The sequence below is a fragment of the Paenibacillus etheri genome (genome assembly GCF_001012825.1).
Lineage (GTDB): Bacteria > Bacillota > Bacilli > Paenibacillales > Paenibacillaceae > Paenibacillus_AQ > Paenibacillus_AQ etheri.
On the sequence record NZ_LCZJ02000043.1, the window covers coordinates 1 to 16889 of the forward strand.

The window sequence follows — 16889 nt, forward strand, 5'->3', positions numbered from 1 at the left end:
GGTGGAAGTGCAGTAATGCATGGAGCTGACCAATACTAATCGGTCGAGGGCTTATCCTATATTTAAAACGCAAATTCAATTCGGATTCAGTTTTCAGGGAGTCAAATTCCTGTTTGGATTGCTGTGGTACTGATATCGTTTGGAGAGATACCCAAGTGGCTATAAGGGGACCCTCTGCTAAGGGGTTAGACTGCGTAAGCGGTGCGTGGGTTCGAATCCCACTCTCTCCGCCATTTTCAATCCATAGCATTACTAATTATTGTGGCGGTGTAGCTCAGCTGGCTAGAGCGTACGGTTCATACCCGTGAGGTCGGGGGTTCGATCCCCTTCGCCGCTACCATAATACCTGGAGGCTTAGCTCAGCTGGGAGAGCATCTGCCTTACAAGCAGAGGGTCGGGGGTTCGATCCCCTCAGCCTCCACCATTATTACTTTTTTAGAATTACTTTTTACACCGTGCCGGTGTAGCTCAACTGGTAGAGCAACTGACTTGTAATCAGTAGGTTGGGGGTTCAAGTCCTCTCGCCGGCACCATTATTATTAATGCGGAACCGTGGTGTAGTTGGCCTAACATGCCTGCCTGTCACGCAGGAGATCGCGAGTTCGAATCTCGTCGGTTCCGCCATTTTTTTCCACAAGACTAGGGTGGGAAGTTTAAACTACCACTTTATTTTTATGTCAATTTAATATGGCTCGATAGCTCAGTCGGTAGAGCAGAGGACTGAAAATCCTCGTGTCGGCGGTTCGAATCCGTCTCGAGCCACTTTTCCCTGGGGGATTAGCGAAGTGGCCAAACGCATCAGACTGTAAATCTGCTCACGTACGTGTTCGGTGGTTCGAATCCATCATCCCCCACCATTTATGAGCCATTAGCTCAGTTGGTAGAGCACCTGACTTTTAATCAGGGTGTCGAAGGTTCGAGTCCTTCATGGCTCATCCCAAACAGAAAGTCATCACCTTATGGTGGTGGCTTTTTTTGTGTTTTATGGTTGTATTATAGTAGCGCGCTACTGTAGCGATTAACATAATATAAGAGAATATGCTAAAATAGGCGAAAAGAGCAAAAGTGGTGGAGCATGGTGACTATGGATAGTGAGACATTGCGGAAAAAATTAGAGCAGCTCACCGGAAAGAGAACCGGAATCAAGCAGTTAGGGAGGCAGCATTCAGCTTCTCTTTTTAGCATGGGATTAGAAGGACAAGATCAGCTGGTAATCCATGAAGGTCATCTCTGGGCACCTTTATATGAGAGTGACGGACGTATAACCGCTGTTTGGGTAGAAATGGAGGGACTCACCTCTCTGGAAGTACAGCTGGTCAACTATGCAGTTCGAAATTTTGCTATTGCACTTAAAGCTACAGGGCTTAGAGAAGAAGGTGAAGTGGAGGCACGGCAGCTTGGTGCCTGGTTGAACACGGAGCTAGAGCAAGAGAAGAATGACACTGAAATTCCCGATGAGATCACCCTAAAGGGGCGTCTGTTCGGCGACATGGTTCCATTCCTTCTTAGTAGTGAGATTGCACATAGCCCGCAGATCTCTTATCGTTCACTGATGAAATTGCTGCGTAGCTATTTTGAGAACGAAATCTTGCTTATTCCCCTACAAGAGAAGGAATGGTTGATTTTAGCTCGTAAAGAATTACTTACGGGCGGGGATGATAAGGATGATGAAGAAGAGAGTGTAGATGATCTTCTAGCACAGACTAGTATGGGCTTACATGAGTTGATAGCTAGTGAATGGGTAGGTGTATTCCATTTAGCGGTGGCTCCGGCTATTGTCCCTGTTAAGGGATTGACTGGATCTGTGGCTTTGCTCAGGGAGACGATTGTACTCGGTCGTATCTTTCAAGTAGGAGAGTATATTCATTTGCCTTGGGAACTACATTTGGAGCGTTTGGTTAATAGCATTCCTGTTGTGCGCCGTAAACAGTTGCTTGGACAGATTGGTGACTATTCCTCTGTACTATCAGATAAAGAGATGCTGCTGACTTTGGAAACCTTTTTTGAGATGGACTGTAATGTAAGTGAAACAGCCAAGAAGTTGTATATCCACCGAAATACGCTGCTATACCGTCTGGACAAGATAAAACAAGAGACTGGAGCAGATGTACGAAGCTTTGGGGACGCTGCTATTGTGAAGCTTACTATGCTTTTGTATAAAGTGACGAAAAGGAAATAGGTTTTTTGTGAACCTTACAAATAGCCATAGTGTCCCGACTGGGGTAATATAAATGTACAAGGAAACAGAATTTATATTTTAAATAATTAATAATTAACTCGAGGGGGAAATACAATGGCAGGCGTACGTTTAGAGCATATTTTCAAAAAATACCCGGGTTCAGATAAAGCAACAGTAATCGATATCAATCTTGATATTAAAGATAAGGAATTTCTAGTATTGGTTGGACCTTCCGGTTGCGGTAAATCCACAACTTTGCGTATGATCGCTGGTTTGGAAGAAATCTCCGAAGGTAAAATGTACATTGGCGATCGTGTAGTTAATGACGTTGCTCCTAAAGACCGAGATATCGCGATGGTATTCCAATCCTACGCCCTGTATCCGCATATGAGCGTATACCAAAACATGGCTTTCGGTTTGAAACTTCGTAAAGTGAAGAAGGATGAAATCGACAAGAAAGTTCGCGAAGCTGCTAGAATTCTCGATATCGAGCATTTGCTAGATCGTAAACCAAAAGCACTCTCTGGTGGTCAACGCCAACGTGTCGCTTTGGGACGCGCTATCGTACGTGATCCACAAGTCTTCTTGATGGATGAGCCTCTTTCCAACTTGGATGCTAAACTTCGTGGTCAAATGCGTGCTGAAATCACTAAACTGGTTAAGCGCCTTGAAACTACTTGTATCTACGTAACGCATGACCAAACAGAAGCTATGACAATGGGTGATCGCATCGTAGTTATGTATGATGGTATCATTCAACAAGCAGCTTCCCCTGAAGAGTTGTACAATGAACCTACAAACTTGTTCGTAGCTGGATTTATCGGATCCCCTACAATGAACTTTATCAATGGTACTTTGTCTGAAGTGAGCGGTTCTATCCGTTTCCGTGCTGAGAACCTTGATGTTGAAGTACCAGGCGGAAAAGCACAAATTATCCGCAACAAAGGTTACATCGGTAAAGAAGTAATCATGGGCGTTCGTCCAGAAGATATCCATGAAGAGCCAGTATTCTTGGAAGCTTCCCCGAACACAATCTTTACTTCATTGGTTGATGTTACTGAAAACCTTGGTCATGAAATGCTCCTTTACTTGAGCGGCCTTGGTAAATCTACTGTAATCGCTCGTGTAGATGGACGTTCCACTACTCGCGAAGGCAGCAAGCCAAAATTGGCTATCGATATGAACAAAATTCACTTCTTTGATAAAGAATCCGAAGCTAACATTTTGTTGGGATAAGATTGTAAAGATCTTTTCTCTCTTGATAAAGCCACCCGAAAGGGTGGCTTTATTGTTTAGATGGACCTTGTCTGGTTAGGCGCTAAGATTGCATTCATAAGCGTTATCAATTAAGATAGCAGGAGAATTACCTCCGGAATGTAAAGAGATCGCTGCCAACCGGACGCAGTAAGCGGACAAATACCGCAGGTGACGAAAGGACGAAATTAAATGGCTAAGAAAGTAAAAGTATCTGAATTGGTACAGCATTTTCAATTAGAGGTTATTTCCGGCCAGGAAGGTCTAAAGAGACCCATTACGGTCGATGACCTGAATCGCCCTGGACTAGAGATTGCTGGTTATTTTGAATATTATCCAGAAGAACGTGTTCAATTGCTAGGCAAAACAGAACTCGCTTTTTTCTCCATGCTGCCCGAAGCTGAGCGGAAAAGTCGACTTCGTGGAATTTGTAATGACAACACACCTTGTATTGTAATTACACGTGATTTGGATGTGCCTCAGGAGTTAATTGATATAAGTAATGAGAAGGCTCTTCCTGTGCTTCGTAGCTCCATGGCCACGACTATTTTTTCCAGTCGTTTGACCAGCTTCTTAGAAGGAAAATTAGCCCCTACGGCGACGATTCATGGCGTACTTTGTGATGTATATGGTGTAGGTATGCTAATTACGGGCAGTAGTGGGATTGGTAAAAGTGAAACAGCCCTTGAACTTGTAAAACGCGGACATCGATTGATTGCTGATGATGCAGTGGAAATCCGTCAGACTTCAGATAACCAGCTGCATGGTACAGCACCTGAGTTAATCCGTCATTTACTGGAGATCCGTGGAGTAGGTATCATTAATGTAATGACACTTTTTGGTGCGGGTGCCATTCGTAATCATAAACGGATTACACTTGTTGTTAGATTGGAAGCTTGGCAGCAAGACAAGCAGTATGACCGACTTGGGCTCGATGAGGAAACGACACGGATTATAGATACAGATGTTCCACTTGTAACGATTCCTGTACGCCCAGGACGTAACCTTGCAGTTATCATTGAGGTTGCAGCGATGAACTATCGCCTGAAGCAAATGGGCTTTAATGCAGCCCTGCAGTTCACGAATAAGTTAACTGCGACCATATCTGAAGATATGGATGATCTCGATTAGGAGTGTGAGAGAATGTTCCCATTAGCATTAGATCCTATTTTCTTCTCCATTGGATCACTGCAAGTACACTGGTACGGATTAATACTAGGTTTCGGTGCACTCGCGGGGTTATTTCTTGCGATCCGCGAGGGCAAAAGGTTCGGTATCCCACAAGAGTTCTTTATGGATATGCTACTGCTAGGTGTGCCCTCGGCCATTATTGGGGCACGGATTTATTTTGTAGCGTTTAAATGGGACGATTATAAGGATAATTTAATAGATATCTTTAAGATCTGGAACGGTGGCATTGCTATCTACGGTGCGTTAATTGGAGCCATTATTTGTGGGATTATTTATTTCCGCTATAAAGGCTACCCATTCTGGCGTATCGTTGATATTTGTGCACCAGGACTACTAGCGGGCCAAATGATTGGACGCTGGGGAAACTTTGTCAACCAAGAGGCATACGGCAGCGTGGTTGAAGAGTCTTTTTTACGGGATAAACTGCATTTACCTGATTTCATTGTGAACCAAATGTACATAGGTGATGCTTTTCATCATCCGACCTTCCTGTATGAATCTCTTTGGAGCTTACTGGGCATCGCGCTACTAATGGTCCTCCGCCGCCAAAAATTTGTGCGTGCTGGTGAGATCTTCATGTCTTACTTTATATGGTATTCGATTGGTCGTTTCTTCATCGAAGCCGTACGTACGGATAGCTTAGCGTTTAATGGAAGTTCAGGTGTGGCATCCTTTATAAACGGATTGTGGAAGCCGATGGAATGGTTAGGTTTTGAACAAGGATACTTAGACCCGAGTTATGGAAATATCCGTATTTCTCAGTTACTTTCTCTACTGATCATCGTCGCAGCTGTACTTCTTATCATTATTCGTAGGGTCACCGGAGAGCCTAAAGCACATTATTCTGATCCTATCGTATGTACTAAACCGATCAAAGCAGATACTGTAGTGCCAGAAAGCGCAGTAAATACACCGCAGAAAGCTCGTCACGGGGCACAACCTGAGCAAGGACAGCCGGCGGATGGAGATAAGAAGGAGCAGTAAAGCTTATGATAGAATGCGTTCTTTTTGATCTAGATGGAACGATTGTCGATACAAATGAGCTAATTATTAGTTCATTTATGTACGCGCTGAAGGACAATGGTTTTGCTCCACTGACCAGAGAAGAGATTATTCCCCATATGGGAACTACCCTTCAGCAACAGATAAGAGTCTTCTCTGGACTTGAGGATGCAAGTGGTGCGCTAGAGAAGTCTTACCGGTCTTATAATAATGAGCATCATGATGAGTTAGTACGTCCCTTTCCTCAGGTGAATGAGACGATGGAAGAGCTCTTACGTCGTGGGATTAAAATGGGAATTGTAACTACCAAAATTCGTCCTACAACGATTAAATCGCTCGAGATGTTTGATTTGCTTAAGTACATGGATACGATTGTGACGGTGAACGATGTTACTGAACCAAAGCCACATCCAGAACCTGTTCTTACAGCTGTCAATAGCCTTGGCGTTGATCCACGTAAAACTCTAATGGTGGGTGACAGTACGGTTGATATTCAATCGGCTAAGGCTGCCGGTGTATATGCTGCTGGAGTAGCATGGTCATTAAAGGGCGAAGACACTCTCCGCAAGTATGATCCCGACTATATCATCCATAACATGAAGGATATTATAGAAATTGTGGAGCGAGGAACGAGTGAATCGTGAGAAACGTAACCCGATATCCTGTAGAAGGTCATAACTCACTTTGGTACATTTACCGCACGGTCAGTCCATGGAAGGGTGTCCGTAACTTTATTTTTATTCAAATTGCCCGTTATTGCCCGATTCTACCGCTAAAGAACTGGATCTATCGTCGGATTCTCGGGATGAAGGTAGGTAAGCATACTTCCTTCGCTCTGATGGCGATGGTGGATGTGTTTTTTCCGGAAAAAATAACGGTGGGTGAGAACTCTATTATCGGTTATAACACGACGATTCTGGCGCATGAGTATCTAATCAAGGAATATCGCCTGGGTGAAGTAGTGATTGGTGAAAATGTATTGATCGGCGCGAATACAACGATTCTTCCCGGTGTAACCATCGGTGATTGGGCAGTTGTTGCCGCAGGATCAGTAGTACACAAGAACGTGGCGGCTGGCTCTTTTGTAGGAGGTAATCCACTGCGGGAGCTACGCCCAGCCTCATCGGAAGATTCTTCGGAACAAGTGTAAAAGATTCTTCGTAAACCCTGCAGTTTCATATTGCGTTTTTTTAGCGCAGGATCTGCAGGGTTTCTTGCGTCTTTGGAGAAGCTTCTTAAGGAAACTTTAAGTTCTTCTTAAACGGATGCAAGTTATATAATTAGCTTTAGTGATCATGTAAATCCCACGCTAGGCATTCAGCGTCAAATATCAGAATGTAAATTCAGCAGGTGCAGACTTCCTGGTATGTTCAGTTTCCAAATTCCGCTTAGCGTCTCTATGAACTACCATCATAGTAGAGAAGAGGAATATAATATGAATACTGTGAGACAGGAAAGGCTACCCCAGCTGGATATTTTTAGAGCTTTAGCTATATTAGGAGTGCTGCATGTGCATTCTTCATCTTTTGCTGCTGCAGAGCAGGCACTGCATTCTCCTTATTATTACTGGCTGAACTGGATTAACATTTTCTTTAAATTCGGCACGCCCTCATTTATTTTCCTTAGCAGCTTCGTATTGTTTTATAATTATTATGGTCTTCCTGTGACACGCAGCGTGATCATTAATTTCTATCGTCGTCGATTAAAGTATATCTTACTGCCGTATTTGCTAGCTTCTATGGGCTATTATGCACTAACCCTATATGTGAACGGACGATTGACGCAGAACCTTGGTGACAACCTGTTAAGCTTTTCTAGAGCGTTATTCTCGGGCTCTGCATATGCGCATTTGTATTTTGTGTTTATTAGTATTCAGTTTTATTTGCTTTTTCCAGTGCTACTTAAGTTACTACAGAGTTCCCGCTTCTTAGTTAAATGGGCGATACCGCTCGGTTTGGCTCTTCAGTGGGGTTTTATTTTTTGGAATAAATACGAACTGCATATTGTTGAAAAAGGGAGCTTGGCGATCTCCTACCTGGCTTATTATATGATGGGTGCTTATATTGCCATTCACTTTGAGAAGGTGAAGCTGTGGCTGTTAAAGCCATGGAGAGAGCTGCCTGCCAAGCAAAAAGGATGGACTGCCCTATTAGTGAGCTTGTGGTTAATTGCAGCCTTTATCCATGTGCAACTATGGTATGTGGCCCGCCATTTTGGGGTGTGGACGGATTCGCTCTGGTACGAGCTGTTATGGAATGTCCATACAATATTGTCAGCGTTGGTACTGCTGTATGCTACATTTTTGATTTATTGTAAGGCCCCTCGTGTGATCGTTGCTTTTTTGACTCGTTTAGGTGAGCTGTCATTTGCGATTTATTTGATACATCCGCTATTGCTGGCGATATATCGCAGATTCCGATATCATATTCCACTAGAGTCGCTAACTTATGTTTTCTTCATCTATGGAGGACTTGTGTTTGCACTGGGAGGAAGCTGGTCCATGGTGCAGTTTGCTTTTCGCCGAATTCCTAAGTCATGGATCTTCTTGGGGAGTGTTCCACGGTCTCTACAGTCTAGTCTGAAGGTGAAGTCAGTACATGCCTCTGATGAGATGAGGAAGGTTAATATTTGATTAAGGCATCATTTTGATGCGAGCTTAACAGGAGGAAAGATCATGAGACAAAAAGAAAGAATTCCGCAGCTGGATATTTTTCGGGCGATTGCTATTTTCGCAGTGCTAGCTATTCATGCTACCTCGCGAACGCTGGCGGAGACACTAGATACAAACATGTTTCATCCGTTCTTATTTATTAATAAATTCAGCCAGTTCGCCGTACCTTCATTCATATTTTTGAGTGGGTTCGTGCTGTTCTATAACTATATTGATCGTCCACTGGGCGGAAAGACGCTGGGGAAGTTCTACAGTAGAAGGCTGCTGTATATTATTGTGCCGTATGTACTATTTTCGCTGCTGTATTTCGCATTAAAAATGACGGCGGGACATACATGGAGCTTACCTCCAGGGGAGATGGCTTCTAAGCTTTGGAAGTATTTATGGACAGGAACGGCATATACGCATTTGTATTATGTTATTATCATTATTCAGTTTTACGTATTATTTCCGCTCATTCTGTGGTGCTTGCAAAAGGTTCGTCGTCTGGGGGCTTGGGCACCGTTAATCGGGCTGCTGCTACAGTGGGGGTTCGTATTACTGAATAAATACATGACTAATAACGGGTATTGGCAGTTGTCTAAGGGTAGTCTGGCGATCACTTACTTCTCTTATTTCCTACTAGGAGCTGGGATTGCAGTATATTACTCTTCTCTGAAGAAATGGCTGGTGCCTTCACGTGAGGGCTGGCGCGCCGGTAAAGGTCCGGTATGGATTACATTGTGGTTGTTATGGATTGTAGCAGGGGTCGTTCATGTTGAGCTATGGTTTAACAACTATACGAAGAAAACGGTCATCAATAGTTTATGGTATGAGGGATTCTCTAACCTTCATGCGCTGCTCTCTTGTGTGGTGCTGCTGCAAGTTTCCTTCTTATTGTACGGAGCGGGTCGAAGCTTGCTCACAAGGCTCTTGCTATCTGCCGGGGCATGCTCGTTCGGAATCTATTTACTACATCCGTTACTGCTCTTTTTCTATAGAAAATTACCGTTTCACGGAGGATCGCTTGCTTATACCGCAGCGATTGCCGGAGGCTGGCTCTTTGCGTTGTTAGGTTCATGGCTGGTAGTGGCTTTTACCTTCCGATATATTAAATCGGCTTGGGTCATCTTTGGGTCGAGTCCACAGAAAGCGAAAACGAATTCGAAAAGCGCGTAACTTAGTTACGGCGCTAATGGTAATAAAGAAAGCGTCGGTTTACCACCATAGGGTGGATTAACCGGCGCTTTTTGATTTCTTATGCTTATTCTCCAGCTTGCAGCTGAAATTCTGCAATTGCTTGATACTGGCTTTCGAGACTACGGTAGACAGAAATATAGATCGGTAGTAGCTGCTTGTATACCTTGGTATGTTCATGTATCGGAGTATGCTTATGGGTTGAACCAATCATGTCAAATACCACATCAAAGGAATTTACGCGACCTGTTGCATAAAGGCCAAGTACAACCGCCCCGAGGCAGGAGCTCTCGATACTCTCCGGAATGACAACCTCCTGATCAAAAATATCGGCCATCATCTGCCGCCATAATGAGGAGTGGGCGAAGCCGCCTGTGGCTAGGATTTTTTCAGGACGTCCGATTTGCTCTTCCATCGCGAGCAGGACCGTATACATATTAAAGATCACGCCTTCTAAGACCGACCGAATCATATGCTCCTTATGGTGGTTCATAGTAAGGCCAAAGAAGGAGCCCCGAGCATCCGGATTCCATAGCGGTGCTCGCTCCCCGGTCAAGTAGGGATGGAATAAAAGTCCGCCGCTTCCCGCAGGAACCTGCTCTGCAATGCGAGTTAGAACCTCGTAAGGATCAATACCTAGTCGTTTGGCGGTTTCAACTTCAGAGGCCGCGAACTCGTCACGTACCCAGCGGAACAGCATGCCCCCATTATTGACGGGTCCCCCAATTACCCAATGTTTTGGGGTTAGGTTATAACAGAAGATCCGACCTTTGGGATCGGTGAGTGGGTGATCCACTACAGTGCGAATCGCTCCACTCGTACCAATCGTAGCGGCCACTACACCGGGTTCAATTGCACCTACGCCGAGGTTGGACAGGACGCCGTCGCTGGCGCCAATAACAAATGGGGTTGTAGGGAGCAGCAGAAGCTCCTCCGCCAGACCAGGGAGCAGCCCTTGCATGATCTGTGTGGTGGGAACAAGCCTCGAGAGTTGATCCGCTGTAATATGAGCAATCTCCAAGGCTTCTTTATCCCATTCTAGATTCTCCAGATTGAGCATGCCTGTGGAAGAGGCAATGGAATGATCGATGACGTATTCGCCAAACAGTCTTGCGAATATGTATTCTTTTATGGAAATGAATTTATAGGTTTGGTGGAACATGTCGGGCTGCTCTTCACGAAGCCACATTAGCTTGGTGATCGGAGACATTGGGTGTATAGGTGTTCCTGAACGTAGATACAATTCATGACCGTTCAGCTCATCCTTCAAACGAAGTGCACACCCGGCACTGCGATTATCAGCCCATGTGATGCAGGCAGTTAGTGCCTTGCCCAGTTTATCAACTGCAATGACACTGTGCATGGCTGAACTGAAGGAGACGAATAGGATTGCATCCGCAGATACACCGCTTTGCCGTATAACATCAGAGATTGTATGGAAGACTGCACTCAGGATTTGCTCGGGGTCCTGCTCCGCTATTGAGGGTGAGGGCTGATGTAAAGGATATCCTACGTTTGCTTGTGCAGCTATGGCTCCTTTTTCCTCGAAGAGAACTGCTTTGGTACTTGTAGTTCCAATATCAACGCCAATCATATAGGATTTAGTCACGCATTAGCCCTTCTTTCTAGTTGTAAGTAGATTTTTAGAACACTAATTACAGAATTATGAAGTACAATCATATTAGCTCATTATAGTATTGGATAAACGTAGAGGCAAAATAAGAGGGATTTCCAAGTATTCGTTCGAAGTACATAAGTATTTATTTTAGAATGCAGATTTTCCTTGTGAGCAATTCAATCTAGATGGACAAACTTAAGCATACAAGCATTTGAAATGAAGTTATAGCTTTATTCCGTTTGATTGACGAAAAAGCGGTGAACATGATACGATATTGAAAATACTTTAATTTGCTACCACTTTACCATAGTAAAGTAACCATAAACAATATCTAATGATAACTGACGAGGTGAACAATGAAGATGTCCAAACCAAAGGGATTTGAGAAGCCGTCTGGCGTTCGGGACTATCTGCCCCGGGCCGTGACGAAATTGCGCAAAATTGAGAACGATGTACTGCATTGCATGAGTCGCTGGGGTTATCAGCAAATGATGACTCCGACGCTAGAATATTACGATACGGTTGGCGTGGCTAGCTCTACGTCTGACCAAAAGCTTTATAAATTGCTTAACAATCGTGGTCAGGCGCTAGTGCTTCGTTCTGAAATGACAGCTCCAGTCGCCCGTGTGGTTGCATCTCTTTTGAAGGATGAGCCATTGCCATTGCGGTTGTCCTATCACGCTAATGTTTTCCGTGCCATCGAGGAAGAGGCAGGGCGGGAAGCGGAGTTCTTCCAGACAGGGGTTGAGCTGGTTGGTGATGATTCACCTGAGGCCGATGCAGAAGTAGTGGCGCTTGCGATTTCATCGCTGCAGGCTGCGGGTGTGAAGTCTTTTAAAATCGCTATGGGGCATGTAGGCTTTTTGAATGGTTTATTTCAAGAGGCACTTCCGGAATTACCGGAGGTTCAGGAGGAGTTGAAGAGTCATTTGCTGGGTCGCGACTATGTCTCTTTCCGAGAGACCCTACGGCGGCTGGATCTGACGGAAGCTCAGAAGAATGAACTGGATGGACTGTTGCGTCTACGTGGCGGCAAGGAGATTTGTGGACAGGCGCTGGAGCTTAGCGATCATCCGCTTGCCCGCCATTCGATAGATCATTTGTGCAAGGTATGGGAGGTACTGGTCTCTTACAGCGTATCCCAGCATGTGTTGATCGATCTGACGATGATTGGGGACTTTTCCTATTATACAGGCATGACTTTTGAAGGCTATGCAGCGGAATTAGGGTTTCCGGTATGTAGTGGAGGCAGATATGATAATCTCCTTCAGCAGTTTGGGCGTCCGATCCCTTCCACAGGTTTTTCCTTAAAAACGAATCGTATTCTCGATGGAGTGGCCGGAGCAAACGAAGAGGAAGAGCTACCTATCTTGATCCAATATGATGCTACTCGCAGAAAAGAAGGTCTGGAAGAGGCAACACGTTTGCGGTCAGAAGGCCACGCGGTAGTGACTAGGCTGGCAGCAGGTCCAGAAGAGCTTGAAACGGTGAAGCGTCTAGATACGGACACGGTCGAAGCAGAGGGTGTGCGGTACGGCGAAATCTATACCTTCGTATCTTTTGTAAGTGAGCATGGCTGAGATATCGCTAGTACAAAAAGCGGTTAAGATAAATTTTGTTTGTATGGAGATGGAAAAGGAGGCAACTTAACGATGGCACAGATTTTGAAGGTCGCTATGCCAAAAGGTCGGATTTACGAAAAGGCTGCTGAGCTGTTCCGCCAGGCAGGTCTCCCGATTCCACCGGACGGTGAGGCATCCCGCAAGCTTGTTATTCCACTGCCTGAGGCAGGGATGGAGTTTATATTAGCGAAACCAGTAGATGTACCTACATATGTAGAATATGGTGTGGCCGATATTGGAATCGTGGGCAAGGACGTATTGCTGGAAGAAGATCGTGATGTATATGAGCTGCTTGATCTTGGCATCGCTCGATGCCGGATGTCGATCATTGGATTACCTAACTGGCAGCCGGGAATTCAGCAGCGTGTGGCGACGAAATATCCGAATGTAGCATCAAAGTATTTCCGGGAGCAGGGACAGCAGGTCGAGGTCGTGAAGCTGAATGGTTCAATTGAGCTTGCGCCGTTGATTGGGCTCGCTGATCGTATCGTGGATATGGTAGAAACCGGGCAAACGCTGCGGGATAATGGATTAATAGAAATGAAGAGCATATTCGAAATTACGAGCCGTCTTGTGGCGAATCGTGTAAGCTATCGGATGAAAAATGAAGAAATACAGCAGCTGTGTGATCGACTGCAGACGGTTATAGGGGAACCTAATTTGCGGTAGGTGACAGATGTTAAGGGGTAAAGGGAGGAACCAGCGATGAAGGTTGTATCGAGCAAGGATTTTAAGCTAGAGCGAGAAGTGGAGTATGGAACACCAGAGCAAAATCAGGCGGTAAAGGAAATTGTGGCCGCGATTAAAAAAGAAGGAGACACGGCGCTTCTTCGCTACACGGAGCAATTTGATCGGGTCACGCTTACACCGAACCAGCTGCGGGTAACTCCGGAAGAGCTTCAGGCAGCATATGGTCGGGTAGAAGAATCTTTCGTATCCGCTATTCAAGCAGCCGCAGCCAATATCCGGGCCTTTCATGCTAGACAGAAACGGAATTCGTGGATGGATCTTCAGCCCGATGGCACGATTCTGGGACAGATTATTCGTCCATTGAAGCGGGTAGGGGTGTATGTTCCTGGTGGCAAGGCAGCTTATCCTTCCTCGGTGCTGATGAACGTGATCCCTGCGCAGATCGCAGGCGTGCCGGAGATCGTTATGGTAACCCCGCCATCCACCGGTGGCAAAGAAGGGATTGATCCTTACATCCTGGTTGCTGCCGCAGAAGCAGGTGTGAATGAAATCTACCGTGTGGGCGGTGCGCAGGCGGTAGCTGCTTTGGCTTTTGGTACGGAGAGCATAGCGCCGGTAGATAAAATATGTGGGCCCGGCAACATATACGTTGCCCTGGCTAAACGCGAGGTATATGGCGCCGTAGATATCGACAGTATCGCGGGTCCAAGCGAAATTGTCGTGCTGGCAGATGAGACCGCTGAGCCGGCCTATGTCGCAGCGGATCTGCTCTCGCAGGCCGAGCATGACGAGATGGCCTCGGCGATTCTGGTCACGCCATCGCAGAGCCTGGCGGATAGCGTGGCAGCCGAAGTGGAGCGTCAGCTACAAGAGCTGCCGCGACAGGCGATCGCCCGTTCATCCGTAGAGAATTACGGCGCGATCATTGTTGTGGAATCTATGGAGGAGGGAATCTCCGTAGTGAATCGTTTGGCACCAGAGCATCTAGAGATTGTTGTCGAGGATCCAATGGGCCTTGTGGGCAGCATCGAGAATGCTGGAGCGATCTTCCTAGGAGCGTATAGCTCGGAGCCTGTGGGCGACTATTTTGCCGGACCGAATCATATTATCCCGACCAATGGTACAGCACGGTTCTCGTCGCCAGTGGATGTCGATGATTTTATAAAGAAATCAAGTCTGATCTATTACAGTAAAGAAGCCCTCCTGCGGGATGGGAAGACCATTATAGAGCTGGCGCGTCGCGAAGGGCTAGAAGGCCACGCACGAGCCATTGAGATTCGACTCAAGAACGAAGGGAAAGGTGGAGATGGATATGGAGAACAATAACGAACAGACCTTACGCCAAGCAGGATTAAGCCGTAAAACAAATGAGACGGATATCAAGCTGTCTCTTAACGTAGATGGAAGTGGAGTTTCCGAGCTGGAGACGGATGTTCCTTTTTTGAATCATATGCTGGACCTGTTTACGAAGCACGGCCAGTTTGACCTGTCTGTACAGGCGCGTGGAGATATCGAAATTGATGATCACCACACGGTTGAAGATATTGGGATCTGCCTAGGTCAAGCGCTGCATGAAGCACTTGGTGATAAAAAGGGAATCAAACGTTATGCGAGTGTTTTTGTACCGATGGATGAGGCGTTGGCGCAAGTTGTGATCGATATCAGCAATCGCCCGCACTTTGAATATCGCGCAACCTATCCTTCACAGCAGGTGGGCAGCTTTTCGACGGAGCTGGTTCAGGAGTTCTTATGGAAGTTCGCGCTGGAGGCTCGGATTACGCTGCATGTGATCGTACACTACGGTTCTAACACACATCACATGATTGAGGCTGTATTCAAGGCGCTCGGACGGGCGCTCGATGAAGCGACACTGATTGATCCACGTGTGAAGGGTGTGCCTTCTACGAAGGGAGTGCTGTAGCATGACTGTTGCAATCGTCGATTATGGCATGGGCAACCTGCACAGTGTGAGCAAGGCGGTAGAACGTCTCGGTTATGAGTGTGTGGTGACGGGTGAAGCCGAGCGAATTCTCGCTGCTGATAGTGTTATTTTGCCTGGTGTCGGTGCATTTGGCGATGCGATGGAGCAGCTGCGAGAGAGTGGTTTGGATCTTGTGGTCAAACAGGTAGCTGCCGGAAAGCAGCCGCTGCTAGGCATTTGTCTCGGCATGCAGCTATTGTTTAGTAGCAGTGAAGAGCATGGCAGCCATGAGGGACTTAATATTCTCTCAGGTTCCGTAATGCGGTTCGCTCCTAGAGAGGGCTATAAGGTGCCACATATGGGTTGGAATAAGCTGAGCTTCACACAACCTAAAAGTCAGCTGTTTGATGGTCTTGATGAGGGGCATGTGTATTTCGTCCACTCTTATCATGCGCATGTAGCAAAAGAGAGTGATCTGCTGGCTGTCACCGATTATGGTTACCCAGTTACGGCTATTGTAGGGCAAGATAATGTATTCGGTATGCAGTTCCATCCGGAGAAGAGCGGAGAGCTGGGAATCAAGCTGCTGGGCAATTTTTTGAAATATAAGGATAAAGTATAAGTTTCACAATACACTTTATCCTTATATCTCTCGCTTAAACGCTTACCGTCCTTATAAGGACGACGAAGGCGTTTATACTTGAAGCTTAAGGGAGAGCGGGCATAAGCTGCGCTATAAATATAATGTAACGAAAGTGGGGAGCGCCAAATGTCTTCTTTTATTGTATATCCGGCGATTGATATCCGGGATGGAAAATGTGTCAGGCTACAACAGGGGGATTACAGTCAGGAAACGATATACAATGATAGTCCACTGGAGGTGGCAAAATCATGGGAAGAGCAAGGCGGAAAGTTCATTCATTTGGTGGACTTAGATGGTGCAAAAGCGGGTCATCCTGTGAATGATGCGATTATCGGCGCTATTGCTGCTAATGCTAATGTGCCGGTTCAGGTGGGCGGTGGCCTTCGTAATCTTGCGGACGTGGAAAAATTGCTCGGACTTGGCGTTAGCCGCGTTATTATCGGTACTGCCGCGATTAACGATCATGCCTTTACCGAAGCAGTATTGGCTAAATACGGTGATAAAGTAGCTATCGGAATTGATGCGCGCAACGGGTTTGTTGCAACACATGGCTGGCTGAATACCTCTGAGGTACGTGCTGAGGATCTGGCTAAGGAACTGGCTGCAAAAGGAGCTGAGACGTTCATATACACCGACATCTCCCGCGACGGGATGATGCAGGGGCCGAACGTGGAGGGAATTGTGTCCATGGCGAAGGTCAGCGGCAAAACGGTGATCGCCTCCGGCGGAGTTACCAGTCTTGATGATCTGCTACGTCTGAACGTGCATAGCGGCAGCGGTGTGGGCGGAGCTATTGTTGGCAAGGCGTTGTACACGGGCAATATTGATCTTTCTGAAGCCTTGCAGGCGCTCGGGCAGAAGTAGTGCTGGATGTGTGCGTTAGTTGACGAACCTGACTAATTAACTGGTTCTAACTCTGTGA

General features: G+C 46.2%; 15 protein-coding genes and 8 tRNA genes. 22 read left to right on the forward strand and 1 reads right to left on the reverse strand.

Annotation, left to right across the window (positions count from 1 at the left end; all coding sequences use genetic code 11):
• The first annotated feature begins 141 nt into the window (after positions 1-141).
• The 16 genes from UQ64_RS26350 (at position 142) to UQ64_RS26425 (ending at position 9455) form a co-directional block, all read left to right on the forward strand.
• Positions 142-233: transfer RNA gene (locus UQ64_RS26350), tRNA-Ser, on the forward strand.
• Positions 234-263: 30 nt separating this feature from the next.
• Positions 264-340 (forward strand) — tRNA-Met (locus tag UQ64_RS26355).
• An 8-nt stretch (positions 341-348) separates the two neighbouring features.
• Positions 349-424: transfer RNA gene (locus tag UQ64_RS26360), tRNA-Val, on the forward strand.
• 33 nt (positions 425-457) lie between these two features.
• Positions 458-533, forward strand: a tRNA-Thr gene (locus UQ64_RS26365).
• Between the two features lie 13 nt (positions 534-546).
• A tRNA-Asp gene (locus UQ64_RS26370) sits at positions 547-624 on the forward strand.
• A gap of 65 nt (positions 625-689) precedes the next feature.
• A tRNA-Phe gene (locus UQ64_RS26375) sits at positions 690-762 on the forward strand.
• Between the two features lie 9 nt (positions 763-771).
• A tRNA-Tyr gene (locus UQ64_RS26380) sits at positions 772-857 on the forward strand.
• A 5-nt stretch (positions 858-862) separates the two neighbouring features.
• Positions 863-935 (forward strand) — tRNA-Lys (locus tag UQ64_RS26385).
• Positions 936-1084: 149 nt separating this feature from the next.
• Positions 1085-2179 (forward strand): PucR family transcriptional regulator, encoded by a 1095-nt coding sequence (locus UQ64_RS26390; RefSeq protein WP_060626412.1) that lies wholly within the window; start codon positions 1085-1087, stop codon positions 2177-2179.
• 114 nt (positions 2180-2293) lie between these two features.
• Positions 2294-3415 carry an ABC transporter ATP-binding protein gene (locus UQ64_RS26395; RefSeq protein ID WP_060626414.1) on the forward strand — a complete coding sequence of 374 codons (1122 nt, stop codon included), beginning with the start codon at positions 2294-2296 and terminating at the stop codon, positions 3413-3415.
• 210 nt (positions 3416-3625) lie between these two features.
• Complete coding sequence (hprK, locus tag UQ64_RS26400) at positions 3626-4564, forward strand: HPr(Ser) kinase/phosphatase (protein ID WP_060626415.1); 939 nt, start codon at positions 3626-3628, stop codon at positions 4562-4564.
• Between the two features lie 12 nt (positions 4565-4576).
• The gene (gene lgt / locus UQ64_RS26405) at positions 4577-5608 is read left to right on the forward strand and encodes a prolipoprotein diacylglyceryl transferase (RefSeq protein WP_060626417.1); all 1032 of its coding nucleotides are present in this window, start codon (positions 4577-4579) and stop codon (positions 5606-5608) included.
• 5 nt (positions 5609-5613) lie between these two features.
• Complete coding sequence (ppaX, locus tag UQ64_RS26410) at positions 5614-6270, forward strand: pyrophosphatase PpaX (protein WP_060626418.1); 657 nt, start codon at positions 5614-5616, stop codon at positions 6268-6270.
• Positions 6267-6776, forward strand: coding sequence for an acyltransferase (locus UQ64_RS26415; protein WP_209445888.1), 510 nt, complete (start codon positions 6267-6269; stop codon positions 6774-6776). The genes ppaX and UQ64_RS26415 overlap by 4 nt, the downstream gene beginning before the upstream one ends.
• A 285-nt stretch (positions 6777-7061) precedes the next feature.
• Entirely contained in the window at positions 7062-8258 is a 1197-nt protein-coding gene (locus UQ64_RS26420) for an acyltransferase (RefSeq protein WP_060626422.1), read from the forward strand.
• A gap of 42 nt (positions 8259-8300) precedes the next feature.
• Positions 8301-9455: an acyltransferase gene (locus UQ64_RS26425; RefSeq protein WP_060626424.1), complete on the forward strand. Its 1155-nt coding sequence runs from the start codon at positions 8301-8303 to the stop codon at positions 9453-9455.
• An 85-nt stretch (positions 9456-9540) separates the two neighbouring features.
• On the opposite strand, the gene gntK is transcribed toward UQ64_RS26425, so the two are convergent.
• On the reverse strand, positions 9541-11067 hold the full coding sequence (gene gntK / locus UQ64_RS26430; protein ID WP_060626577.1) for a gluconokinase: 1527 nt from the start codon (positions 11065-11067) through the stop codon (positions 9541-9543).
• Between the two features lie 386 nt (positions 11068-11453).
• On the opposite strand from gntK, the gene UQ64_RS26435 reads away from it, so the two are divergent.
• From UQ64_RS26435 to hisA, 6 genes are all read left to right on the forward strand, one after another.
• Entirely contained in the window at positions 11454-12671 is a 1218-nt protein-coding gene (locus tag UQ64_RS26435) for an ATP phosphoribosyltransferase regulatory subunit (protein ID WP_060626578.1), read from the forward strand.
• Between the two features lie 72 nt (positions 12672-12743).
• Positions 12744-13382, forward strand: a complete 639-nt coding sequence (hisG, locus tag UQ64_RS26440) for an ATP phosphoribosyltransferase (RefSeq protein WP_060626426.1) — start codon at positions 12744-12746, stop codon at positions 13380-13382.
• Positions 13383-13418: 36 nt separating this feature from the next.
• Entirely contained in the window at positions 13419-14729 is a 1311-nt protein-coding gene (gene hisD, locus UQ64_RS26445) for a histidinol dehydrogenase (protein ID WP_060626427.1), read from the forward strand.
• Positions 14716-15324 (forward strand): imidazoleglycerol-phosphate dehydratase HisB, encoded by a 609-nt coding sequence (gene hisB, locus UQ64_RS26450; RefSeq protein WP_060626429.1) that lies wholly within the window; start codon positions 14716-14718, stop codon positions 15322-15324. The genes hisD and hisB overlap by 14 nt, the downstream gene beginning before the upstream one ends.
• Position 15325: 1 nt before the next feature.
• A complete protein-coding gene (gene hisH, locus UQ64_RS26455) occupies positions 15326-15946 on the forward strand; it encodes an imidazole glycerol phosphate synthase subunit HisH (protein ID WP_060626431.1) in 621 nt (206 codons plus the stop codon).
• Between the two features lie 147 nt (positions 15947-16093).
• Entirely contained in the window at positions 16094-16831 is a 738-nt protein-coding gene (gene hisA, locus UQ64_RS26460; RefSeq protein WP_060626432.1) for a 1-(5-phosphoribosyl)-5-[(5-phosphoribosylamino)methylideneamino]imidazole-4-carboxamide isomerase, read from the forward strand.
• The last annotated feature ends 58 nt before the right edge of the window (positions 16832-16889 follow it).

Coding starts and splice junctions, on each gene's coding strand:
- UQ64_RS26390 (WP_060626412.1), top strand. CDS start 1,085: ATGGATAGTGAGACATTGCGGAAAAAATTAGAGCAGCTCACCGGAAAG.
- UQ64_RS26395 (WP_060626414.1), top strand. CDS start 2,294: ATGGCAGGCGTACGTTTAGAGCATATTTTCAAAAAATACCCGGGTTCA.
- hprK (WP_060626415.1), top strand. CDS start 3,626: ATGGCTAAGAAAGTAAAAGTATCTGAATTGGTACAGCATTTTCAATTA.
- lgt (WP_060626417.1), top strand. CDS start 4,577: ATGTTCCCATTAGCATTAGATCCTATTTTCTTCTCCATTGGATCACTG.
- ppaX (WP_060626418.1), top strand. CDS start 5,614: ATGATAGAATGCGTTCTTTTTGATCTAGATGGAACGATTGTCGATACA.
- UQ64_RS26420 (WP_060626422.1), top strand. CDS start 7,062: ATGAATACTGTGAGACAGGAAAGGCTACCCCAGCTGGATATTTTTAGA.
- UQ64_RS26425 (WP_060626424.1), top strand. CDS start 8,301: ATGAGACAAAAAGAAAGAATTCCGCAGCTGGATATTTTTCGGGCGATT.
- gntK (WP_060626577.1), bottom strand. CDS start 11,067: ATGATTGGCGTTGATATTGGAACTACAAGTACCAAAGCAGTTCTCTTC.
- UQ64_RS26435 (WP_060626578.1), top strand. CDS start 11,454: ATGTCCAAACCAAAGGGATTTGAGAAGCCGTCTGGCGTTCGGGACTAT.
- hisG (WP_060626426.1), top strand. CDS start 12,744: ATGGCACAGATTTTGAAGGTCGCTATGCCAAAAGGTCGGATTTACGAA.
- hisD (WP_060626427.1), top strand. CDS start 13,419: ATGAAGGTTGTATCGAGCAAGGATTTTAAGCTAGAGCGAGAAGTGGAG.
- hisB (WP_060626429.1), top strand. CDS start 14,716: ATGGAGAACAATAACGAACAGACCTTACGCCAAGCAGGATTAAGCCGT.
- hisH (WP_060626431.1), top strand. CDS start 15,326: ATGACTGTTGCAATCGTCGATTATGGCATGGGCAACCTGCACAGTGTG.
- hisA (WP_060626432.1), top strand. CDS start 16,094: ATGTCTTCTTTTATTGTATATCCGGCGATTGATATCCGGGATGGAAAA.